The 23,341-nt window shown below is 38.1% G+C and carries 23 protein-coding genes; 14 read left to right on the plus strand and 9 right to left on the minus strand.

Features of this window, described 5'->3' with window-relative positions; all coding sequences use genetic code 11:
• Together genB and genR are read right to left on the minus strand one after the other, a co-directional pair.
• Complete coding sequence (genB, locus tag IGK86_RS01255; RefSeq protein ID WP_016617428.1) at window positions 1-1,335, minus strand: PTS sugar transporter subunit IIC; 1,335 nt, start codon at window positions 1,333-1,335, stop codon at window positions 1-3.
• A 173-nt stretch (window positions 1,336-1,508) separates the two neighbouring features.
• The gene (gene genR / locus IGK86_RS01260; protein WP_002355208.1) at window positions 1,509-2,270 is read right to left on the minus strand and encodes a MurR/RpiR family transcriptional regulator; all 762 of its coding nucleotides are present in this window, start codon (window positions 2,268-2,270) and stop codon (window positions 1,509-1,511) included.
• Between the two features lie 246 nt (window positions 2,271-2,516).
• Here genR and IGK86_RS01265 point away from each other — a divergent pair, with 246 nt between their 5' ends.
• The 6 genes from IGK86_RS01265 (at window position 2,517) to IGK86_RS01290 (ending at window position 9,041) form a co-directional block, all read left to right on the plus strand.
• A complete protein-coding gene (locus IGK86_RS01265; protein ID WP_010713603.1) occupies window positions 2,517-3,059 on the plus strand; it encodes a dihydrofolate reductase family protein in 543 nt (180 codons plus the stop codon).
• A 131-nt stretch (window positions 3,060-3,190) separates the two neighbouring features.
• On the plus strand, window positions 3,191-4,558 hold the full coding sequence (locus IGK86_RS01270; protein WP_010713602.1) for a TrkH family potassium uptake protein: 1,368 nt from the start codon (window positions 3,191-3,193) through the stop codon (window positions 4,556-4,558).
• 20 nt (window positions 4,559-4,578) lie between these two features.
• Window positions 4,579-5,742 (plus strand): cation:proton antiporter, encoded by a 1,164-nt coding sequence (locus tag IGK86_RS01275; RefSeq protein WP_002355211.1) that lies wholly within the window; start codon window positions 4,579-4,581, stop codon window positions 5,740-5,742.
• Between the two features lie 128 nt (window positions 5,743-5,870).
• Window positions 5,871-6,311 (plus strand): CopY/TcrY family copper transport repressor, encoded by a 441-nt coding sequence (locus IGK86_RS01280; protein WP_002358353.1) that lies wholly within the window; start codon window positions 5,871-5,873, stop codon window positions 6,309-6,311.
• Window positions 6,312-6,326: 15 nt separating this feature from the next.
• Window positions 6,327-8,813 carry a heavy metal translocating P-type ATPase gene (locus tag IGK86_RS01285; RefSeq protein ID WP_016617025.1) on the plus strand — a complete coding sequence of 829 codons (2,487 nt, stop codon included), beginning with the start codon at window positions 6,327-6,329 and terminating at the stop codon, window positions 8,811-8,813.
• A 21-nt stretch (window positions 8,814-8,834) separates the two neighbouring features.
• Entirely contained in the window at window positions 8,835-9,041 is a 207-nt protein-coding gene (locus IGK86_RS01290; RefSeq protein WP_010775519.1) for a heavy-metal-associated domain-containing protein, read from the plus strand.
• A gap of 44 nt (window positions 9,042-9,085) precedes the next feature.
• Here the strand turns inward: IGK86_RS01290 and IGK86_RS01295 are convergent, their stop codons facing one another.
• Together IGK86_RS01295 and IGK86_RS01300 are read right to left on the minus strand one after the other, a co-directional pair.
• A complete protein-coding gene (locus IGK86_RS01295) occupies window positions 9,086-10,456 on the minus strand; it encodes a DUF5808 domain-containing protein (protein WP_016617026.1) in 1,371 nt (456 codons plus the stop codon).
• Window positions 10,456-10,845: a GntR family transcriptional regulator gene (locus tag IGK86_RS01300; protein ID WP_002358356.1), complete on the minus strand. Its 390-nt coding sequence runs from the start codon at window positions 10,843-10,845 to the stop codon at window positions 10,456-10,458. Before IGK86_RS01300 ends, IGK86_RS01295 begins: the two co-directional genes overlap by 1 nt.
• Window positions 10,846-10,994: 149 nt before the next feature.
• On the opposite strand from IGK86_RS01300, the gene IGK86_RS01305 reads away from it, so the two are divergent.
• Entirely contained in the window at window positions 10,995-12,323 is a 1,329-nt protein-coding gene (locus tag IGK86_RS01305) for an aminopeptidase C (protein WP_002358357.1), read from the plus strand.
• Between the two features lie 42 nt (window positions 12,324-12,365).
• On the opposite strand, the gene IGK86_RS01310 is transcribed toward IGK86_RS01305, so the two are convergent.
• Both IGK86_RS01310 and IGK86_RS01315 read right to left on the minus strand, forming a co-directional pair.
• Window positions 12,366-12,986 (minus strand): flavin reductase family protein, encoded by a 621-nt coding sequence (locus IGK86_RS01310; protein WP_002395578.1) that lies wholly within the window; start codon window positions 12,984-12,986, stop codon window positions 12,366-12,368.
• Window positions 12,987-13,007: 21 nt separating this feature from the next.
• Window positions 13,008-13,982, minus strand: coding sequence for a ring-cleaving dioxygenase (locus tag IGK86_RS01315; protein ID WP_002355221.1), 975 nt, complete (start codon window positions 13,980-13,982; stop codon window positions 13,008-13,010).
• A gap of 265 nt (window positions 13,983-14,247) precedes the next feature.
• Here IGK86_RS01315 and IGK86_RS01320 point away from each other — a divergent pair, with 265 nt between their 5' ends.
• Window positions 14,248-14,604, plus strand: a complete 357-nt coding sequence (locus tag IGK86_RS01320; RefSeq protein WP_002386054.1) for a DMT family transporter — start codon at window positions 14,248-14,250, stop codon at window positions 14,602-14,604.
• Window positions 14,601-14,912 (plus strand): DMT family transporter, encoded by a 312-nt coding sequence (locus IGK86_RS01325; protein ID WP_438741923.1) that lies wholly within the window; start codon window positions 14,601-14,603, stop codon window positions 14,910-14,912. The genes IGK86_RS01320 and IGK86_RS01325 overlap by 4 nt, the downstream gene beginning before the upstream one ends.
• A 95-nt stretch (window positions 14,913-15,007) precedes the next feature.
• Here the strand turns inward: IGK86_RS01325 and IGK86_RS01330 are convergent, their stop codons facing one another.
• Both IGK86_RS01330 and IGK86_RS01335 read right to left on the minus strand, forming a co-directional pair.
• The gene (locus IGK86_RS01330) at window positions 15,008-16,054 is read right to left on the minus strand and encodes a chitinase (protein ID WP_002364979.1); all 1,047 of its coding nucleotides are present in this window, start codon (window positions 16,052-16,054) and stop codon (window positions 15,008-15,010) included.
• Between the two features lie 42 nt (window positions 16,055-16,096).
• Window positions 16,097-16,681 carry a lytic polysaccharide monooxygenase gene (locus IGK86_RS01335; protein ID WP_002355225.1) on the minus strand — a complete coding sequence of 195 codons (585 nt, stop codon included), beginning with the start codon at window positions 16,679-16,681 and terminating at the stop codon, window positions 16,097-16,099.
• Window positions 16,682-16,955: 274 nt separating this feature from the next.
• On the opposite strand from IGK86_RS01335, the gene IGK86_RS01340 reads away from it, so the two are divergent.
• From IGK86_RS01340 to IGK86_RS01350, 3 genes are read left to right on the plus strand one after another with little or no spacing between them, the layout of a single operon-like run.
• Window positions 16,956-17,690, plus strand: coding sequence for an acyl-ACP thioesterase domain-containing protein (locus IGK86_RS01340; protein WP_033624793.1), 735 nt, complete (start codon window positions 16,956-16,958; stop codon window positions 17,688-17,690).
• Between the two features lie 49 nt (window positions 17,691-17,739).
• The gene (locus IGK86_RS01345) at window positions 17,740-18,573 is read left to right on the plus strand and encodes a DUF72 domain-containing protein (RefSeq protein ID WP_002358361.1); all 834 of its coding nucleotides are present in this window, start codon (window positions 17,740-17,742) and stop codon (window positions 18,571-18,573) included.
• Window positions 18,574-18,589: 16 nt separating this feature from the next.
• On the plus strand, window positions 18,590-19,126 hold the full coding sequence (locus tag IGK86_RS01350) for a haloacid dehalogenase (RefSeq protein ID WP_002358362.1): 537 nt from the start codon (window positions 18,590-18,592) through the stop codon (window positions 19,124-19,126).
• Window positions 19,127-19,148: 22 nt separating this feature from the next.
• Here the strand turns inward: IGK86_RS01350 and IGK86_RS01355 are convergent, their stop codons facing one another.
• A complete protein-coding gene (locus IGK86_RS01355) occupies window positions 19,149-20,501 on the minus strand; it encodes an aspartate kinase (protein ID WP_002385384.1) in 1,353 nt (450 codons plus the stop codon).
• A 186-nt stretch (window positions 20,502-20,687) separates the two neighbouring features.
• On the opposite strand from IGK86_RS01355, the gene IGK86_RS01360 reads away from it, so the two are divergent.
• Complete coding sequence (locus IGK86_RS01360; protein WP_016617027.1) at window positions 20,688-21,374, plus strand: HAD family hydrolase; 687 nt, start codon at window positions 20,688-20,690, stop codon at window positions 21,372-21,374.
• Window positions 21,375-21,559: 185 nt separating this feature from the next.
• Window positions 21,560-23,296, plus strand: a complete 1,737-nt coding sequence (gene ezrA / locus IGK86_RS01365) for a septation ring formation regulator EzrA (RefSeq protein ID WP_002355233.1) — start codon at window positions 21,560-21,562, stop codon at window positions 23,294-23,296.
• Window positions 23,297-23,341 lie beyond the last annotated feature (45 nt).

Below are 23,341 nucleotides of genomic sequence, written 5' to 3' on the forward strand. Positions count from 1 at the left end.
TTATACGTTTTGTGCTTCGACTTTTTCAAGGGTTTCTTCAGTAATTGGTTGATTGGTTTCTTCTGCGTAATTAAGTGCATCCATTTTTTTAGCAAACGGTAAATAGATAAAGAAACTCATCGTTAGTACCACTACTTGAAGCAACGCTGCTTGCCAACCACCAACTAAAAGTCCAGAAATGATTGGAGGAGTAGTCCAGGGAACTTGTACCGCAGTAAAGAGAGGAACCAGTCCTGTGTACAAGGCAAAATATGTCACAACAGAAGAAACAATCGGTGTGATAATGAATGGCACAGCCATGATTGGGTTCATCACGATAGGTGTAGCAAAGACAATTGGCTCGTTAATATTGAAAACAGCTGGCCCAATTGAAAGCCGACCTAATTGCTTGAACTGAGCTGATTTGGCAAAGAAAACCATGAACACGACTAACCCGATTGTCATGCCCGCACCAGTGACCGTTAAAAATTGATCTAAAAATTGTTGTGTAACAATATGGCCGCCATTAGCCAGTGTTAAGTCTTTTCCTGATTTCAAAATTTCGGTGTTTTCTAAAGAGTTTGCTTGTAAAATAGGGCCCATGATACCGCCAACGATTGTTGACCCGTGAACACCGAAAAACCAAAAGAGCGGAATGACAAAACCTAATAGTAATGCGCCACCTAGTGAATCTGTGACTCCTTGAAGTGGTGATTGTAGCACTTCGTAAATAAAGTCAAAGAATGTCGTATTGAAGACTTTATCTAGAAGAATGAAAATTAGCATTGCACCAGTTACAATGACGCTGGCAGGAATTAACGCAGTAAAGGAATTGGCCACATTTTCTGGTACAGCTTCTGGTAATTTGATACGAATATCATGACGTAAAAACCAACTATATACAACGCCGACTAACAAACCAACAATAATAGCTGTAATCATCCCTTTGCCAGCTGTCCAATCTTTGTTGATGACATTGCCAATTACTGCGCCAGAAACCGCATCTTTGACTTCAGATGACATAAACAAAATGAAAACTACCATGGCAATCATGCCCGCTGGGAGGCCTTCAAATCCCTCGCTTTTTACATATGAGTAGGCAATACCGATGACCGCAAATAACGACATAATCGCAAAAGATGCCCCATATGCTTGATTGAAATAAACAGCCAGGCCACTTGCGTTAACCCATTCAGAAATAGCTGTAACTGGGAAATTCGCTAATAGAAGAAACACGGAACCAACAATGGTAAAAGGCATCGTGTAAAGCATCCCGTTCCGTAAGGCAGTAATTGCTTTGGTATTGACGAATTTTAGTACTGGAGGTAATAATTTCTCGTTAATCCATTCGTTCATAAAAATCTCTCCTTTGAAGAATAATATAAATGCAAATGTATCCGTTTACATATTTACTATATAAGGTTATTTGAAGAAAAAATAGACTTTTGCTTGAATGAGAAACATGTACCAAGAAAAAAAACAAAAAAGCTCATACTGTTTTAGACAGCATGAGCTTTTGTGAAAAACAACTAGAAAGGTGTTTCATCTAGTTCCTTTAAAAGTTGACTTGCTTGATGAGCTAGGAGTTCAATTAAAGCAATGACAGGGATTTGAGTGGTTGTATTGACTGATTTATCTGCAAATGGAGAACGTTCGTCGGGCATATAATAGGAGATGTTGTAGTCAGCCAAGCGGGCAATAGTTGAATGTTGATTGTTGGTAATGCTTAGCACTTTGGCGCCAGCTGTTTTAAAATCGGTCATTTGTTTAATCATTTCATTGGTTTCCCCAGATACAGACAGAATCAAGGCTAATGTATTTTCAAATCCGCGCTTGGGGATAGGCGTAAAGGGATCAGCAATACTGTAAGAATTGATATTTAAGTTGGCAAAATAACGACTGCCATAACTACCTAAAATTCCGCTAGTACCAATGCCAGTAAAGGCAACGTGACGTGCTTGAACAATCATTTGGATTGCTGGACGAAGCATTTCGTAATAGGTTTCTTGGTTTAATTTTTTCAAAAAAGCATCGACGTGAACCGTGGCATCATAAAAATTTTCAAACGTTTGTGTTTGTTTGGCTTCTTCTTTCACTGCATATTTTAATTCGGAAAAACCAGCATAGCCCATTTTGTTACAAAATCGTAGAATCGTTGAGGTGGAGACATGACAGGAAGTAGCCAGTTGGCGAATGGTCTGTTGAGGGATTTGGTGCAGGTGTTCCAATACATAATGGTAAACGAGCATTTCTAATTCATTCAAGGTCTGAACCTTCTCTAAATCAAACAAAGTAATCCTCCTTTATATAAAAACTGAATATGTTATTTTTTTGTGTAAATCAAATAAACCAATTCTTATTTTTCTTGAAAAAAATGTAAAATAACTCAATAAAAAGTTTCTTATTTCCTATTTTACAAAAAGTAGCCCAATTATCCTAGTTTTTCTCTTTTTTCTTTTAAAAATAACAATGCGCACCCCTAGAGTTTTTTGTGAAAACAAGCTAAAATAGATAAGAAGAGAAAAGGAGGCGTTGATGTGGCACGGGAAGTAATTTTATTTATTGCAGCGAGTATTGATGGTTTCATTGCGGACAAAGCGGGCGGTGTTGCTTGGTTAGAAGAGAATATTCGTGGCGATGAAGAAGATCGTAGTTACGATGAAATGTATGAAAAAATAGACACTGTGGTAATGGGGCGGACTACTTATGATCAAGTGACACAAGAATTGTCCCCAGATGTGTATTTTTATGAAGACAAGCATTCTTATATCATTACCTCTCATCCAGAAACATCAACTGCTTCAAGAACTTTTACCAAGGAAGATCCCGTCACATTAATTCGTCGTCTCAAAGAAGAAGACGGCGCGGGAATTTGGATTGTTGGAGGCCCAAAAGTGGTTCAACCGCTTTTGGCAGCTGATTTAATTGATACCTTCATTTTGACGACAATACCACTGTTTCTGGGTGAGGGCATTGCTCTATACGAGACAATGGCTCAATCAATCCCAGTTCGTTTAAAACAGGTTTATCAAAAAAATGAGTTGGTTTATTCGATTTATCAACGTGAAAACAAAAATTAAAAAATAATTATTCGGTTGGGCAAGTTGTTTTCAAGGTTTTGAGTTTCTCATAGGGCGAGAGGAACAAAGCAACAGTTGTCTAGCCGTTTGTGTTGTTTTTGATTGACAAAGAAATGGTAGAGGAGAAAAAAATGAAACATCAGATCAAAAAAAGGTTGTATATTTCACCGGTTCAAACAATTGTCTTAGGCTTTTTTTTATTAATTGTTGTAGGCACAATCTTATTAATGATGCCTTTTTCTGCACAAGCTGGACAAAAAACGCAATGGATTGATGCTTTTTTCGTGGCAACTTCCGCCGTCTGTGTTACAGGGCTTTCGCCTTTGAATACGGCGGAGCATTGGAGTCCTATCGGGCAAGTTATTATTATGATTTTGATTGAATTAGGCGGCTTAGGCTTTTTAACCGTTGCCACGATTTTCTTTAGTTTGCTGCGGAAAAAAGCGTCACTAAGTGTACGGATGTTGTATCAAGAAGCGTTAAATGTTAGTGAAGTTTCCGGAGTTTTTCGTTTAATGAAATATATTATGAAGTTTGCGGCCATTATTCAATTACTTGGAGCCTTCTTGTTGTCCTTTCAATTTGTGCCAACATTTGGGTGGAAAAAAGGGTTGTTTTTTAGTCTCTTCCATGCCGTTTCGGCATTTTGTAATGCTGGCTTTGATTTGCTAGGGGATAGTATGGTTCCTTATCAAAATTCGCCTTATCTTTTACTAGTCATTAGCTTTTTAATTATAGCTGGTGGTTTAGGATTTATTGTGTGGCGCGATATTTTTGCAATGATTAAAGGCTATAAAAATAAAATTAAGCACCGTGTTAGTATTCATACACGCCTTGCTTTAACGGTGACCGCCACCTTTTTAGTCTTAGGGACCGTTATTTTTTACATTTCAGAATATCGCCATTTTCCAGCTGACATGTCTTTTTGGCAGCGTCTTGTCAACAGTTGGTTCTTGTCGGTTACACCAAGAACGGCTGGCTTTTATTCAGTTGATTATTTGAAAATGAGTAATCCAGGCCTGATTGTCACGATTTTGTGGATGTTTATTGGTGGCACTTCAGGATCAACCGCTGGCGGCTTGAAAACCACTACGTTTGGTGTGTTATTTTTACAATTTCGTGCAATTTTTAAAGGGAAACAGCGAGTGGAATTCCATGAACGCACAATTCCTGAGCGAGTAGTGCTCCAAGCGTTTACTTTGTTCTTCTTGGCAACTTTTTTATGTGTAACTGCTTCGGTTATTCTCTCGTTTACAGAAACATTACCTTTAAAAAACGGGATTGAGTATATTGTTTTTGAAGTGATTTCTGCATTTGGAACGGTCGGTTTAACAATGGGGTTAACACCAGATTTAACTGTTTTTGGTAAACTGGTGATTATTTTTCTAATGTTCATCGGTCGTGTGGGTGTGTACACGGTGTTATTGTCATTAATTAAGAAAGGCTTGGAAAGTCAGTCGAAAGTTCAATATCCAAAAGAATCAGTGATGATTGGTTAATAGAGAAAGAGGGAAATAGAATGGAATTTTTAGGTATTTTATGTTTGATTTTAATTACAACGACTTTAGCAGGTGTTGCTTGTAAAAGAGTAGGAATTCCTGCGGTAATTGGGCAATTGCTAGTAGGGATTGTGTTAGGTCCAGCGATGTTAAATATTGTGCATCAAGATGTGTTTGTGCATGACTTTTCAGAAATTGGTGTCATTATGCTGATGTTTATTGCTGGAATGGAATGTGAATTGGAATTATTGAAAAAATATGCGAAACCTAGTGTCATGGTCGCTATTTTGGGCATCGTTTTACCGGTTGGTTTTACTATGTTGATTGGTCAGCTGTTTGCTTTTTCTTGGAAAGAAGCTTTTTTCCTTGGGTTAGTTTTAGCAGCAACGTCGGTCAGCATTTCAGTAGAAGTATTAAGAGAGTTGAATGTTTTAAGTAGTAAAGAAGGTGCAACGATTCTTGGGGCTTCCGTCGTTGACGATATCGTGGTCGTGATTATTTTAAGTGTCGCTGTCGGCATGATTGGTGCAAGTACAGGCGGCAATACAGAAGTCAGCTTTATTGTTAAGTTAATTGAACAAGGCTTATTCTTTATTGGGATTTTCTTTTTGGTCCGCTTTATTGCTCCCTATTTACTACGTTTAAGTCAAAAAATGAACATTGGGTCGTCTGTTATTATCATGTCATTGATTATCTGTTTGGGCATGGCTTATTTGGCTGATTTAGTTGGTTTAAGTTCTGTCGTAGGTGCCTTTTTTGCAGGGATTGCTGTGGGACAAACGGATGCAAAAACAGAAATTGATTTCAATATTGAAGCTATTGGCTATGCCGTGTTTATTCCCGTCTTCTTTGCCAGCATTGGCTTATCAGTGACATTTAACACGTTAGGAAAAGATTTACCTTTTATTTTGGTAATGACGATTATGGCGATTTTAACGAAATTACTGGGCGGCGCCTGGGGAGCGAAAATGGTTGGTTTCTCCAATACAAGTTCTTTAATGGTCGGTGCTGGGATGGTTTCGCGTGGGGAAATGGCATTAATCATTGCGCAAATTGGCTACCAATCTAAATTACTTTCAGAAGCGTATTATACGAGCATGATTGTGGTAATTATCTTAACGACCTTAGTTGCACCGTTCTTATTGAAATACTTTGTTAAAAAACAAGAATCTGCGTTGCAATAAAAAAAGATGAGCAGAAGTTGTTGACAAAAAAATAAAATAGCTATATGATGAGTTCAAGATAAACGACTACGTTTGTAGTCAAAAACCTTGAACTCTTTTTTTATTGATGAAGGAGGAATTTAACGAGTATGGCAAAAGATAAATTAGCGACAATTACAGATGCAGAGTGGGAAGTCATGCGGGTTATTTGGACCCAAGGCAAGACCACGAGTCGTGAAGTGCATACACTTTTAAATGAGAAGAAAGAATGGAAATCAACGACCGTCAAGACGTTACTAAGTCGTTTAACAGATAAAGGGTTAGTTGGAACGGAGAAAGCAGGCAATAAATATATTTATTATCCGCTAGTAGAAGAACGTCGGAGCGTTGAAACGGTGGCAGACGAACTTTTAGCTAAGGTGTGCAGCCGTAAAGTTGGTTCCGTGGTAGAAACAATTTTAACAGAGAGTCAGTTGAGTTATGACGATTTGGATCGATTAGAGGAACTCTTGAAAGAGAAGCGCAAGACGGCGGTTGAATCCGTCCCTTGTAACTGTATTCCTGGTCAATGCCAATGTCATTTAATTTAAAAAGGAGTGAAAAAAATGGAAAGTAAAACGTTTGATATTGAAGGGATGAGCTGTGCTTCCTGTGCCCAAACGATTGAAAAGGCTACGGCGAAGTTACCTGGGATGGCAAAGGCAAGTGTCAATTTAGCTACGGAAAAATTAAGTGTCACGTATGATCAGACGGAAGTCACAGAAGAAGAAATTAAGGAAGCTGTGTCAGATGCTGGCTACAAGGCGATTAGCCCAGCCCAGCAACGAACGTTTGCGATTGAAGGAATGAGTTGTGCTTCCTGTGCCCAAACGATTGAAAAAGCTGTGAACCAATTATCTGGTGTTCAACAAGCGATTGTTAATTTAGCCACGGAAAAACTGGTGGTTAGTTATGACGACCATCAAGTAACGAGTGCTAAAATTATCAAAGCAGTTACGGATGCAGGTTATCAAGCGACAGAAGAAGTCGCTGCAGGTGCAACAGCGGACCAAGATCGTGAAAAGAAACAAAAACATATTGCTGAGATGTGGCAACGTTTTTGGATCTCAGCGGTGTTTACAGTACCCCTTCTTTATATTGCGATGGGACATATGGTAGGCTTACCATTGTCGGATTTTTTGAATCCAATGACACATGCGACGACCTTTGCAATGGTTCAATTGATTTTGACGTTACCCGTCCTATATGTCGGCAGAGAATTTTTCACAGTCGGTTTTAAAGCATTATTTAAAGGACATCCGAATATGTTTTCTTTAGTAGCTTTAGGAACCAGTGCTGCTTTTGTGTATAGTTTATATGGCACAGTCATGATATTTTTAGGAGACACAAGTTTTACAATGGCTCTTTATTATGAATCAGCGGGTGTTATTTTAACTTTAATTACATTAGGAAAATATTTCGAAGCTGTTTCAAAAGGGAAAACCTCAGATGCGATAAAAAAATTAATGGGTTTAGCACCGAAAACTGCCCATATTTTACGTGATGGCGCAGAAATTGAAGTGCCAGTTGATGCTGTTCAGTTGGATGACATTGTGATTGTTCGCCCAGGAGATAAAATCCCTGTTGATGGAGTGATTGTTTCAGGCAGTAGTTCTGTGGATGAAGCCATGTTAACGGGCGAAAGTTTGCCTGTTGAAAAGAAAGTCGGTGATGCAGTAATTGGTGCTAGCATCAATAAAAATGGCAGCTTTCAATTCAAGGCAACAAAAGTGGGAAAAGAGACGGCCCTTGCCCAAATCATTCAATTAGTGGAAGATGCGCAAGGCTCAAAAGCACCGATTGCACAATTAGCTGATAAAATTTCGGGTGTTTTTGTCCCAATCGTTATTGGTTTGGCTGTTCTTTCTGGCTTGGCTTGGTTCTTTTTAGGACAAGAGTCATGGATTTTCGCTTTGACAATTACCATTTCTGTGTTAGTGATTGCTTGTCCTTGTGCGCTCGGCTTGGCAACGCCGACTGCGATTATGGTGGGGACAGGTAAGGGCGCTGAAAATGGCGTTTTAATTAAAAGTGGGGATGCTTTAGAAACCACTCACAAAATTCAAACAATCGTGTTTGATAAAACAGGAACTATTACAGAAGGCAAACCGGTGGTTACAGATATTTTAGTTGCTGATTCAGCACTTTCAGAAGCTGAGTTACTAACATTAGCAGCTTCTGCAGAACAAGGATCAGAACATCCTCTAGGTGAAGCAATTGTGGGAGCGGCTAAAGAACGTCAATTGCCATTAGTAGAAGGAAGCGATTTTTCAGCGATTCCAGGTCACGGCATCCGTGTGACAATCAACGAACGAGTCCTACTTTTGGGCAATATAAAATTAATGAAAGAAGAAGCCATCGAGCTATCAACGTTTGTTCAACAAGCGGATCGTTTGGCAGAAGAAGGGAAAACCCCAATGTTTGTGGCAAAAGATGGTTCGTTTGCGGGTATCATTGCGGTAGCAGATACTGTGAAGGATAGCAGTCAAACAGCCATTGCACGTTTGCATAAAATGGGGATCGAAGCCGTGATGATTACGGGAGACAACAAGCGTACTGCCGAGGCGATTGCAAAACAAGTAGGTATCGATCGTGTCTTAAGTGAAGTTTTACCAGAAGATAAAGCGTTAGAAGTGAAAAAACTACAAGCAGAAGGCAAAAAAGTAGCGATGGTGGGTGACGGTATTAATGATGCACCAGCACTTGCCCAAGCAGATGTGGGGATTGCTATTGGTTCAGGCACAGATGTTGCAATGGAATCGGCCGACATTGTGCTAATGCGTAGTGATTTAATGGATGTGCCTACAGCAGTTGAATTAAGTAAAGCGACCATCAAAAACATCAAAGAAAATCTTTTCTGGGCATTTGCCTATAATACATTAGGTATTCCAGTGGCTATGGGTGTGTTACACTTATTTGGTGGACCTTTGTTAAGTCCGATGATTGCAGCAGCAGCTATGAGTTTTAGTTCAGTCTCTGTCTTACTAAACGCCTTACGCTTAAAAGGATTTAAACCTTCGACGGTGAAAAGAACTAGTGGAAGTCAAAAATAAAATTGAAAAGGATGAAGTGAAATGGAAAAAACAGTAAAAATTGATGGGATGAAATGTGATGGCTGTGTTCAAGCGGTCACTGAAAAATTTAGTGGAATTGACGGCGTAACGAATGTTGAGGTTCACTTGGCAGATCAAACAGCCGTTGTGACAGCAGATCGTGAAGTAAGCCAGGATGAACTGAATACCACGTTGGCAGATACAAAATTCAAGGTTGTCAGCGAATAACAAAAAAACAGGGCCTACCATCATGAGTAGGCCCTGTTTTTTTGTTATGGAAGTTTTGCTTTGATTTCCTGATAAATCTTAGTCGTTTCTTGACCCTCACGCGCAGTATAATAATAAACTTTCTTCCGCGTTTCTATTTTCAGAATCGGATGACTTTTTGTATAAATTAGTAAATAAGCAGGTTTTCCAGCGACTTTAAATTCTCCTGTTAAGTAACTATCTGTCGCAGCACCCATTGTGCGGATGCGTTCTTGAGGTAAGTCATCAATCAAAGAAACAGCAGTGATTTGGTTAAAAGGAATTGACCTTGTTTTTGCTAATGGGGCAGATAACTCAATTTGTTTCTTTTCAATAGTTGCTTGAAAGGCATGACTAGAAAAATCATTTATAAACATCGGCACTGTGGCAAAGAACAGCACCGCAATCGTTAAAATGCCAGTAGCGGCTAGAATAATTTTCCCAGCAGGCCGTCCTAGGTTAATAGATAAATTCATACCAATGCGATCAGGAACCATGATTTTGGGGTCCTTGGGATTGATATAAATCCCATACCGCCAATATTGATCATCATCCCCATAGCGATAATCGCCAGCCTGTAAAACGAATTGATCTTGTTTTTTGCGCATTGAAAATAGGTAGTAGAAGAGAAAGCCTACATAAACAAACAAAAGAATAAAGTAACAAAATGTAAGAGCCATCGCAACCGTATAATCAATGACAATTGTGAAAGTTGGTAAAATGGTTAGCGGTGCAAAAACTAAGGCGGATAAAACCATTAAAACAGACCAATGATGCCGAAATAAATCATTGATTTGCTGATTAATTTTTGAGTCACTAGTTAGCGGTTTGACAGGTAAGCGCGCAATAAAATAATAGCCGCCAATGAACAAACTTAACATCAAAACAGTAATTAAGAAAAGAATCCAGGAACCAATCGCCGTTTGCAAGGAATAAAAGCCCCCAGCAAAAGTAAGAATAATTGCAGGTAAAAACCACCAAAATGAAATAAGTTTCTGGTTTTTATTTAAAACTAATTGCGTATCGATTAAGAGAGGACGCTTAGGTAGCAACCAGCCGTTTTGCATTTTTAAAGCGGCCATTTTGCGAATATAAACGATTTGCAGATAGTAGCCACTGCCAATAAAACTAAATAAAAGTAACAGAAAAAGGAACAATAAAATCGAATCATAAGGAATAAATAACAAAGGCAAACTAAGAACACTAAAAACGGCTGCTAGTTGAACCAAGCGTTTTTTATAACGTTTTCGGATTGCTTGAACGCTGGGATCTTGTAGTTTATCTTCTGGTAAAGTGTTTTCCAAAATAATATTTTTGTGAGGATTTGCATAAATCCCCATAGTAAATGCCATAAAAAAAGCGACAGAAACTAGGATGAAATAAAAGAATACCGCCATTATAATGCACGCCCTTTCGAATCAAAATTTTGATAAATTTTCTGAATAAGTGCTTGGATTTCTGCTTCGGATTGCTGATGTAAAAAACTTTCAGCCAACAGAAGTTCTAAACGCTCATGCAATTGCTGTTGCCAAACAGCGGTAGCAGGTAACTTTGCGGCAATTTTGGTGCCGTTACGACGGTCAGTCACAATATAACCTGATTGCTTTAACTTATTATAAGCTTTTGAAACAGTCATCATATTGACCCCGATTTCGTCCGCCAATTGTCGGATAGAAGGCAAACTTTCATTAGGAACCAGTTCACCTTTGGCAATGCCTACAATGATTTGATCAATGAGTTGCTGATAGATGGGCTGTTCGCTTTGTTCATCTATTTCTAAAAGCATCGAATCACTCCTGTCTTATTTGTGCTATCTGTATTATATATACTAATACAAAAAGAGTTGGAAAGCAAGGAATTTAGAGTAAATGGTTGTTTCTGTTTAAAGAGAAGCATATAATGAAGAAGAACGTAAAATGAAAGGACGATGAAAATATGACAGCAATTGAACCAAAATTAACAGAGAAATTCCATCAAGATTTCTTGAACAATAATAAACAAAATGCCTTACAACGTAGTGTAGTAAAAAATGGTATCAGCGCTTCAGGTGAATCTGTACAAGGAGCCGTGAATAACGTACCCGTCTTTTCAGTCGACTTAGCTACTGGAAAAGTGGCCAATCAAAAACAAAGCGGTCGCTGCTGGATGTTTGCGGCATTAAATACATTTAGACATAGAATGTTAAATGCGTTTCAATTAAAAGATTTTGAATTATCACAAAACTATACATTTTTCTGGGATAAATATGAAAAATCAAACTATTTCTATGAAAATATTATTGCAACAGCCGATCAACCGTTGACTAGTCGTAAAGTGGCCTTTTTATTAGCTACACCACAACAAGATGGTGGGCAATGGGATATGATCGTTTCAATTTTTGATAAATATGGCGTAGTGCCTAAAACGGCAATGCCTGAAAGCAGCAACAGCTCCAATTCACGTGATTTAAACAACTATTTAAATAAAAAATTACGCAAAGATGCAACAATTTTACGTAGTTTAATTGAAAAAGGCGCTTCTGCTGAAGAAGTCCAAAAAAACAAAGAAGCAATGTTACAAGAAATTTATAATTTCTTAGCAATCTCTTTAGGAACACCGCCAGAAACCTTTGATTTTGAATACCGTGACGAAGAAAAAAATTATCATTTGGATCAAAATCTAACACCGCAAACATTCTTTGAAAAATACGTTGGCGTTAATTTACATGATTATGTAAGTATTATTAATGCTCCTACAGAAGATAAACCCTTCAACAAAACATACACTGTTGAAATGTTAGGGAATGTTGTCGGCGGCAAAGAAGTTAAATATTTAAATGTAGAAATGGCTGCTTTCAAAAAATTAGCTGCTGCACAATTGGAACAAGGCGAATCTGTTTGGTTTGGTTGTGATGTCGGACAATCTTCAACACGTGACACAGGAATTATGGCATTAGATGTTTACGATATGAACGATCTTTTTGATATTGATTTTACGATGACTAAAGCAGAACGTTTAGACTTTGGTGAAAGCTTAATGACACACGCCATGGTTTTAACAGGTGTTGATATCGTTGATGGTCAAACAACAAAATGGAAAGTGGAAAATAGCTGGGGCGAAAAAGTCGGTGAAAATGGCTTCTTCGTTATGAGCGATGCGTGGATGGACGAATACACTTATCAAATCGTTGTGCACAAAGATTTATTAACTGATGAACAGAAAAAAGCTTGGGAACAAGCGCCAACTGTTTTGGCACCTTGGGATCCAATGGGAGCATTAGCATAAAACAGAAAAAGAAGGCCCCGCCGTCATGGCGGGGCCTTCTTTTTACGTTGGGCGGCGAACTTCACGGATTTCGCCCAATGTTGTATAATCATTGCCTGCTAAACGAGCAATCGGTTGGAGTTTTTCAGGTAAAATGTACTGATGTTCTTCATCGAAAACGGCTGAATCAAAATAGAAATCGGTAATTTCTACAATGAATAAATCCGTAATAATTTGACCTTCATGGTTAGCAATAGGTACATATTGATGCAAGCGAGCTTCCATCCGAATCGGCGCGGCTTTGATTGCTGGAACAGCAACAGTCTGGCTGGCAATGGTTTCAATACCGAATGTGTCAATTTCACTGATCTCTGCTGCTAAAGGTGCCGAAGTCTGATTCATTTGAGTAAGAACGTCTTCGTTAACGAAATGGATGACAAGTTCTTTAGTAGCCAAGATGTTTCGTGCCGTATCTTTAGGCTCTTTGTCTGGTCGTAAAATGGACAACGTTGCTAAAGGAATTTCAGCTGCCGCCGCATTAAAGAAACTAAAGGGAGCAGCGTTGACGACACCTGTAGCTGTATCTTGTGTTGTAACCCAAGCGATTGGCCGAGGAATAATACTTCCTGATAAAAATTTATACGCTGTTTTTGCAGATAACTCGTTACTATTGTAATGAATCATAGGAGCCTCCTAGAAAAAATACTAATTTCTTTGAACATTCGCATCTGAAGTATCGAAAGGACGCACAAATTCTTCAATCCCTGCCCGTTTTGGTTCTAAAAATGGCGGTAATGATAATTTTTCACCAGCGTGTTCATAGGTTTCATCCTCTAAAAATCCAGGACCATCGGTTGCCAGTTCAAATAAAACATGTGTTGCTGCCAAGAAATATTCAGATTTAAAGTAAAAACGTTCCACAAAGCCAGAATTAGGAAATTCCAAACGATTAATTTTTTCAATCCAGAAACGTAGTGCTTCCTCATCGGCAACGCGCAAGGCTAAGTGATGGACATTGCCGTAGCCTTCTTGGGCCGCTGGCAAATCTTCTCGATGCTCTACGATAATGCTGGCACCATTCCCACCTTCGCCAACTTCAAATAAATGGAAACTACCTTCAGCATCAATCAATTTGAACCCTAAAACTTCAGTTAAAACTAGTTGCAGATGTTCGTAATTTTCGACAGTTACAAAGGCTGGACCTAAGCCGATTAAAGCATGTTCACTAGGAACGTTAGATTTTTTCCAAGGCGTGCCAGCTGCAACACCTTGGTTCTTTTCATCAGAAATAAGTTGGTAACGTTGATTGTCAAAATCTTCAAATTCTAAATACTTTTTGCCAAAACGTTCTTGAATTTCTCCATGATCAATTGCATATTCATTAAAGCGTGATACCCAGTAATCCAAAGCAGCATCATCTTTTACACGGAAGGAAGTACGAGAAATTGTATTGGTTCCTTTGGTTCCTTTAGGTAAGCCTGGAAAGTCAAAGAAAGTCATATCTGTTCCGGGAGAGCCGGCATCATCAGCAAAAAATAAATGATATGTTTCAATATCGTCTTGGTTGACAGTCTTCTTAATTAAACGTAGACCTAAAATATCGGTGAAAAAGTGATAAATTTTTTCAGCACTTGAAGTCATGGCAGTGACGTGGTGTAAACCTAAAATTTGTGTATTCATAATAAAAATCCTCCTAAAAGAAAAATAATTTTTTGATTAATTAACTTACTAAAAGTAAGTTTAAATGATTAGTCCTAAAAATGCAAAAGAAATGTCTCGAATTCGAACTATTATTTTTTAGTTGATTTTTTAAAAAAATAAGAATATAATAGCCTGAGATATTTTAATACATAAACTTTCGTAAACATCGCCGGATGCTTGCGACTAAAGTGTTAATGAACAGTTCTTAGGCCATAGCTGAACTGTTTGTTGGCACTTTTTTTGTTTGGAAGGGAAGGAAAACAAGATGAGTAAAGCTTGGTTAAAAGTTATTTTTGGCGCTTTTTGTGAAGTGATTTGGGTCATTGGCATGAAGCATAGTACAACATGGTGGGAGATTTTAGGGACAGTAATCGCAATCTTTATCAGTTTTTATGCGCTGATTAAAGCAGGAGAGGAATTGCCAGTGGGCACAGCCTATGCTGTATTTGTCGGCTTAGGTAGTGCTGGAACTATTGTAACAGATCATTTTTTATTCCACACACCATTGGGCATAGGAAAAGTTCTTTTTCTGTTGCTGTTATTAATAGGTGTGATTGGCTTAAAAATGGTAACTGGAAATAAAGAGGAGGAAACAAGATGAGTTGGTTATACTTAGTTATTGCAGGCTGTTTTGAAATCTTTGGCGTAGGTTCAATTAAATTATTTACAACAAAAAAAGACTTACGTTCATTGTTAATTTTAATTCTAGCGTTTAGTGGTAGTTTCTTATTTTTATATTTAGGGATGAGACAATTACCGATGGGCGTTTCTTATGCAGTTTGGACAGGAATTGGTACAGCAGGAGGCACTATTTTAGGAATGCTCTTAGGTGAATCAAAAGACCTACGACGGATATTTTTTATTTTTTTAATCATTGTTTCTGTGATTGGTTTAAAATTAATTGGTTAGAAAGCAAGAGAACATTGTTTGGATTATTGAAAGACAGGTGAGTAAAATTTAAAAAGAGACAGAACCAAATGCGGTGTTCTGTCTCAAAATAGCTTTTATTTTACGAGGTTACTATAACGTGTCGCAAATTCATTGTTGTAGGACTTGCCGTTGACATCTTGACCAACGTCCCAATTTGCAGACCAAGTCATTAAGCCACGGATAGGATTACCGTCTTTTGCTAACTGATCAAAAGTTTTGGCTACAGGGGTAGCCTCAACGACATAGCCGCTACCAGCAGCATCCCGATTTGCTGGTAAACCAAGGACTAATTTATCGTTTGGTATCTGTAGATAGCCGCGCGTGCCATGGATTAATGAATCAGACATATAATAGAGGAACTCGTATTTTAGAGCATCGTTGCTTTGAGCAACCCAAGTCATAATTTCATCAACCCAGACACCGTCGCCGCCTTGGTTATATAATTGTGGGGCAATGTAATCATAATAACCATTTAGGGAAGTAATGTATGTTTCATAAGCGGCACCAGGTTTTAAATAAGGGAATTCTGGCGCCATCGTAATGATGAAATTTTTTCCTTGTGCTCGATAATGGTCTTTGACTATTTTCAATGCAGCAGGAATGACGGTTTGGTTGTCGCCAGCAGTAATCGCCAATTGCTCTAAGTCGATGTCTAAACCATCAAAGCCGTATGTTTCCACTTGACGAATGATTTCATTCGCAAAGGCTTGTTCATCGCCTTTGACTAATTGAATATGTGCATCTGCTCCACCAAGTGCCAATAAAACTGCGCGACCTTGACTATTTAATTGTGCGACTTCTTGTCGGAAGGCAGTGTCCGTTTGGTTATAAGGCTTGAACGTAGGAATCCGTGTCGTGCCATCGCTTTTCATGAAGGAAACCGGGACGACATTGTAGGCTTGATTTACTTCTGAAAGGTTTAGTGATGCTGATGTTCCTTGTTTGTAACCATCGCGTCCTTTTGAGGCCCAGTTATGCCAATATCCAACCAACACTTTTTTGCCAGAGATATCTACCATCGTATCCGCAGCATCTGCAGAAGCTTGAGTAGGCGTTAACCACAAGCCAACTGCAACGGTTGAAAGAAGGAGAAAAGCAGGAATTATTTTTTTTAGCTTCATTTTTTGAGAACTCCTTTAATTTAGTTTAAGATGTGAGTATTTTTACTGAATGTTCACATCAATCGCTTGGTAAAAGGCGTTCACCGTATCACCAATGCCCCAGACAGCGTAAATGACATGATAACCTTTGCGGTCTGTCGGAATATTAATTGTTTGTTTAACAACTTTATTAGGAACTTCTTGTTTGCCGTCGATTGAAGCAATTTTGTCGAAGTTTTTAATGTCTAATGGTTGATTGGGATTCCAGCCATTTTTAGTAATATAGTAATCCCAAGAAGCAGTTCTATGTTGGGCAGTTAAGTTCCAAGTGATGTCAAGGGGACCTGTTGTAATGTTTGTTTTGTGCCAACGAGTAGCTGTTTGTTCATCCAAAGGTTCAAAACCTGAGACACCTGCACTGGCTAATTTACCAGTAATAAACGTATTTTTGGGCGCTTCGATACTTTGAGGTTCCCATTGTGCACGACCAACATTTGTATTTAAGTTACCACCAGCAGAACTACCAAAGAAAGCACGACTTCCAGGACTTGCTACGTAACCATGAGCCTCCGAAACAGTAGGGGCCAATGCAGCGCCACCTAAAACAAAACTAAAAGCCAGGACGATTGTTAATAAACTCTTTTTCACGAAAAAAACCTCCTAAAAAATTATTTTGTATGCGCTTACAGATAGGAATATAACATAATAATCTTTCGGATACAAATAATAAGAAATGTTATTTTTAAAAATAAAACAATATTTTTTAAGTAATATTAAGAATGTTTTTAAATAATATAAATAATAGTGTTTTTCAAAGTTTTGTTAATTTTTCATTCGGAATCGCAATTGAAGAAATCACGTGGTATACTTTTAAGAAGAAACAATGACACGAAAGTAGCCATTGGAAAAAGGAGATTATTTCGTGGGAAAAAAACATACATCCTCTTATGAAGTTGCCTACTATGACGGCGATTTTACTGGTGCAATGAAGATACCGGCTTTGTTAGCGGTTGTCATTAAAGTATCAGAAGAACAAACAGAATTACTAGGAAGAGATGCAGCTTATGTCGCCCAATTTGGCCTAGGCTGGGTCATCACCAACTATGAAATAGAGATTCACCGCTTACCAAAAGTTGGTGAAAAAGTAGCAATTACAACGCAAGCTATGAGTTATAACAAATATTTTTGTTATCGTAACTTTTGGGTTCACGATGAAGAAGGCAATGAATGTGTCTTTGTGAAATCAACCTTTGTCTTAATGGATCAAAAAAATCGGAAAATCAGTAGTGTGTTACCAGAAATTATTGCACCTTTTGATTCTAAAAAAATCACTAAAATTTATCGCCATGAAAAAATTGAAAAAGTCACAGAGGGGAACTTTTTACCTTATCGTGTGCGTTTTTTTGATATTGATGGCAATCAACATGTTAATAATGCGATTTACTTTAATTGGTTATTGGATGTGTTAGGGTATGACTTTTTAACAACGCATCAACCGAAAAAAATTCTTGTGAAATTTGACAAAGAAGTAGAATATGGCCAAGAAGTCGAAAGTCATTACGAAATTGTCGAACAAGAAAATCAGTTGAAAACACGCCATGAGATTCGGATTGATGGTCAAACCTATTGTGAAGCGAATATCGATTGGACAAATTAAGTTAAGATGACGATTTAGAAAATAAAAAGTTGCGCAGAGGAGGAAGGACATGATTCGCTTAGGATTAACATCTTTTAGTGAACACGACTATTTAACTGGAAAAAAACGGGCCACGCTTTATGAATATGCCAGTCATTTACCGCTAGTTGAAATGGACACGGCGTATTACGGGATTCCTCCCAAAGAACGAGTAGCTGAATGGGTCAAAGCAGTTCCCGAAAACTTTCGCTTTGTCATGAAAGTTTATAGTGGAATCAGTTGTCAAGGTGAGTGGCAGACCTATTATGCAAGTGAAGAAGAAATGATCACCGCTTTTTTAGAAAGTATGGCCCCATTAATTGAAAGTAAAAAATTATTTGCCTTTCTGGTACAATTTTCAGGAACATTTGGTTGTACGAAAGAAAATGTCGCTTACTTGCAAAAAATTCGTCACTGGTTTAAAGACCTACCCATCGCCATTGAATTACGAAATAATTCATGGTATCAACCAAACTTTGTAAAACAAATGTTGCAATTTATGAAAGAAAATCAATTTTCACTTGTGATTGTAGATGAACCGCAGATTCCTACGAATCCAGTGCCCTTTTATCCGTATGTAACGAATCCTAATCTCGTGCTCTTCCGGTTTCACGGACGTAATGCGGCTGGCTGGTTAGCCAATGATGCAGAGTGGCGAAAAAAAAGAACCCTTTATCATTATAATACGCAGGAAATCGCTGATTTAAGCGAAGCTGTTTTAAAAATGTCGCAAGAAGCTAAAGAAGTGGGCGTAATTTTTAATAATAATTCTGGCGGCGATGCCGCAGAAAACGCTCTACAGATGCAAAAAGTCTTGAATTTGAGTTACGATGATTTGAATCCAAAACAATTAGATTTATTTTGAGAAAGAAGGTAGCTGAATGTCTGAAAAGCAATCCCCTTATGAAATGGCTTGTGCCTTCCACGAGGTTTTTAATCCACAACAACCAGAGCAACCAACTGCTTTTTCGCCAGAGCTAGCCAGTCGACGAGCAGAGTTTAAAGTCGAAGAACTTGTGGAATTTTTATATAGTGCTGCTAATAATGACCAAGTGCTTTTTCAACAATTGGTCGACGGATTAAAAAAATCTGTCGATAAAGCAGAGCAGAAAGTCTTGGCGAAAGGCAAACCAGTATCTGATCCTTTAGTGGAGGAAGTGGATGCACTAGTTGATTTATTGTATTTTACTTATGGTTCGTTTTGCTTAATGGGCGTCAATCCAACAAAAATTATTGAAATCGTTCATCAAGCCAATATGGGAAAATTATTTCCAGATGGGCAGCCACATTATGATCCAGAAACAAATAAAGTATTAAAACCTGAAAATTGGGAACAAGATTTTGCGCCAGAAGCTAAAATTAAAGCGGAAATTCAACGCCAATTGAAAATTACTGAAACCAATGAAAAAGACGAATGAGAAAACTCATTCGTCTTTTTCATTAATCATGGAAGAACGTCCGATATAAGGCTTTGATGGCTTTTTCCTCTTGTTCTTTTTTAATACCAAACATAATACTTACTTCCGAAGATCCTTGGTTAATCATTTCTAAGTTGATTTTTTCTTTGGCTAACGCCATTGTACTTTCAGCAGTAACCCCAATTCGTTGGCGCATGCCTTCGCCGACAATCATAATCATGGAAAGGTGATGCGTGATGCGTAACTCATCAGGCGCTAAAACTTCTTGGAGTTGGGCCATCAGTCGATTTTCAATTTCAGTTGTTAACTGGTCTTCTCGTAAAACAATCGTGATGTCATCAATTCCTGAGGGCATATGCTCATAGCTCAAGGCTAATTTTTCTAGTACTTCTAAAAGCCGTCGCCCAAAACCTAACTCTCTATTCATTAAATACTTACTAATGTAAATACTTGCGAACCCTTGATCACTAGCGATTCCTACAACAGGAGCATGCTTCACTTTGCGAGAGGTGGTAATTAGGGTGCCAGGATGATGTGGGTTGTTGGTATTTTTGATAACGACTGGAATATTTGCGCGATAGGCAGGCATTAAGGCTTCGTCGTGGAGGACGGCAAATCCTGCATAAGCTAACTCCCGCATTTCTCTGTAGGTCAATTCTTGAATCGTTTGAGGCTGTTCAATAATTCCAGGATGGGCGACATAAATTCCGTCCACATCGGTAAAGTTTTCATACAAATCTGCTTGAACACCTGCGGCAACAATGGACCCTGTGATATCGGAACCGCCACGAGAAAAAGTACAAATTTCGCCGGCTTCTGTATAACCAAAGAAACCTGGAATAACCAAGATTTGTTGAGTCTCACGATAGGCACTAATTTTCTCTAAAGCTTTTGGTAAAATGCGGGCATTGCCTGGCTCAGGTGTCACTAGGAGACCTAATTCTTTTGGACTAATGTAGCGAGCATCTAAGCCATTCTGATTGAAAAAACTGGCAACAACTTTTGCATTATTGTCCTCGCCGCTAGCTAAAAAATAGTCAAATAAAAAAGCATTGTTTTCTTTTGGTAAAGTGGCTAATTGGCGAATCGAAATAGCAATATCAGCTAAAACTGCTTTATCCAAGTGTAATTCATCAAAAAGATCTTCATAACGACGAATGATGGCAGAGATTGTCGATTCAATTTCCTCATTATTTAAGTAGCGCTGATAGTATTGAATCAATAAATCAGTCACTTTAATATCTTGCGGGGTTCGCTTTCCAGGAGCGGATACAACGACAAACGTTCGGCGCGGCTCTTCCTTGACGATTTGTAAGACTTTCTGTAACTGTGGTGCTGATGCTAGCGAGCTACCGCCGAATTTAACTACGTTCACGTTTATCACTCCTGTTTTTAATTATTTTCTCATTTGTAGATTAGTAAAAGGATACCGAAAAACATTTAGAAAAGCAACCACTTATTTTCAGAAAGTTAGGAAATCATGAAAATATTTGTTCTTCATTTTTCCTTAAAATTTTGTTAAACTGTAAAGATATGAGTCGTAACGAAGGAGTTAAATAGTATGACAGAATCCAAAACTGCCATTATTTTTGATATGGACGGTGTCCTAGTAGAAAGCGAAGCTTATTATTATGAGCGACGTAAAGCATTTTTAGCGGAATTTGATTTGACCATTGAGGGCCTAACCTTGCCAGAATTAGTCGGTGCGGATATGCGTTCATTATGGCAAAAGATTGAACAAGTCAACAAAAAAGAGCTAGATATTGCTTTTTTAAATGAACAATACATAGCCTATAAAAAAGCGCATCCGATAGATTATTTAGCTGTGCTTGATGAAAATGCGAAACGTGTTTTACAATTTTTAAAAAGACAAGGCTATAAAATCGGATTAGCTTCTTCTTCCACAAAAGACGCAATTGAAGAGGTTTTGACAGTGGGGCAATTAAGTAGTTATTTTGATGCGGTCGTGAGTGGGGAAGATTTCGAAGAAAGTAAACCGGCGCCGGATATTTATCTGCACACGTTACAAGAATTAGCTGTTGCGCCACAGGAATGTATAGCCATTGAAGATTCAGAAAAAGGCATTGCCTCTGCCAAAGAAGCTGGGCTAGAAGTTTGGGCGATGCGCGATGAACACTTTGGGATGGATCAAAGTCAAGCGGATGCCTTCTTAACACAACTAAGTGATATTTGTAAAAAAATTAGTGAAAATCGGATCGATGAAAGCAGTGAATCAACCCCTTCGTAAGAAGATCGCGGGTTTTCTTAAAAAAGTTTGTTATAACTAGTGAATGAATATACAGTTTGTGCTATAATTTTCTATAGGTATTTCTGCAAGAATGCCCTTTTTCAAGGGTCAGGAACAATAGATAACCGTGTGAAGAGAACAAACAACCTTTCTTTTATTATAGAAAAATTATCGGAGGAGCCAAAATGAAGAATAATTGGATTATCATTTTAGTACTAGTAATCGTTATTATTGCTGCGGTGCTATACTTAATTGGTTATTTTATGCGCAAAAAAAATCAAGAACAATTAGATGAATTAGAAGTTCGTAAAGAAGCCCTGTTTGACTTGCCAGTCTTTGAAGAAATCGATGACATTAAAAAAATGCATCTAGTTGGACAGAGTCAAAATAGTTTCCGTGAATGGAATCAACGCTGGGTAGAACTATCGACGCGTTCTTTCGCCGAACTAGAGAGTCAAATTTATGAAGTCGAAAATCAAAATGAAATTTTCCGTTTCATGAAAGCGAAGAAAGCAGTCGTGGAAGCGAATGAAACGATGACCGAAATGGAAGCCGAAGTGGAAGTCATTCGTAATGGCTTGAAAGAATTACGTGAAAGTGAAGAGCGCAATTCATTGGAAGTTCAAAAAGCTTTGGATGTCTATGAAGAATTAAGTAAATCACTAAAAGATGATAAAGCTAGCTTTGGTCCAGCTTACTCCGAAATCCAAAAACAATTAAGAAACGTCGAAATTGAATTCACACAATTTGTCACACTAAATACATCGGGGGACCCAATCGAGGCTCGAGAAGTCCTAGAAGATGCAGAACGTCATACGTATGAATTGGAAGACTTAATGAAACGGATTCCACCAATGTATGAAGAATTAAATGAAACTTTCCCAGATCAATTAAAAGAAATCGAAGAAGGCTACAACCAATTATTAGCTGACGATTATGTGTTCCCTGAACAAAACTTTGCTGAAGAAATTCAACATGCGAAAAAACGTGTCGAGAATTCAATGGCTGATTTAGAGAAAACAGAGATTGCCGCAGTAGAGGTTGCGAACCGTGACACAGCAACGGCGATTGATGCATTATATGAAGTGATGGAACGTGAGATTGAAGCGAAGAAATATGTCGTGACCAATCAAAAAATTATTGACGATTATATTTCTCATTCCTTAAAAAATAACCGTCAATTAATGATTGAATTGGACCATGTATCACAAAGCTACACCTTAAATAACAACGAGCTAGGACGTAGTCGTGGTTTTCAAACGGAAATTGAAGAAATTATTCGCCGTCAAAAAGACTTGGAACCTCGAATGAAAGAACATACCGTTCCTTACTCTGAAATTCAAGCGTTCTATAAAGAATGCTATAAGATTTTAGATGATATTGAAAATCAACAATTAGAAATTGATGCTTCATTGAAAGAACTAAGAAAAGGCGAAAAAGTCGCCCAAGAAAAAGTTGACGAATACGAATTCCGTTTACGGAGTATCAAACGGTATGTTGAAAAGCAACGATTGCCAGGTTTGTCTGCTGATTACTTAGAATTTTTCTATGTGGCAACGGATCGAATTGAAGATTTAAGCCGAGCCTTAAATAAAATGCGCATTAACATGGATGAAATCAATCGTTTGTGTGACTTATGCGAAGATGATTTAGAGTTATTAGATAAGAAAACAAAAGATTTAGTCAATGCAGCAGCTCTGACAGAACAAATGATGCAATATGCAAACCGCTATCGTCATACTCACGAGAACATCCGAGCGGCTTTAGATAAAAGCATGTATTTATTCTCGACAGAATTCCGTTATCAAGATGCATTAGATGAAATTGGAACGGCATTGGAAGCTGTTGAGCCAGGGGCGTTCAAACGAATCGAAGATTTTTATTTTAAAAATATCAATAACCCTAATTTAACAGCAATTTAATTAAACAATCACTAAACAGAGGTTTGTCGACAGACAAGCCTCTGT

Origin of the sequence: Enterococcus sp. DIV1206, assembly GCF_051712485.1 — a bacterium.
Classification (GTDB): domain Bacteria; phylum Bacillota; class Bacilli; order Lactobacillales; family Enterococcaceae; genus Enterococcus; species Enterococcus faecalis.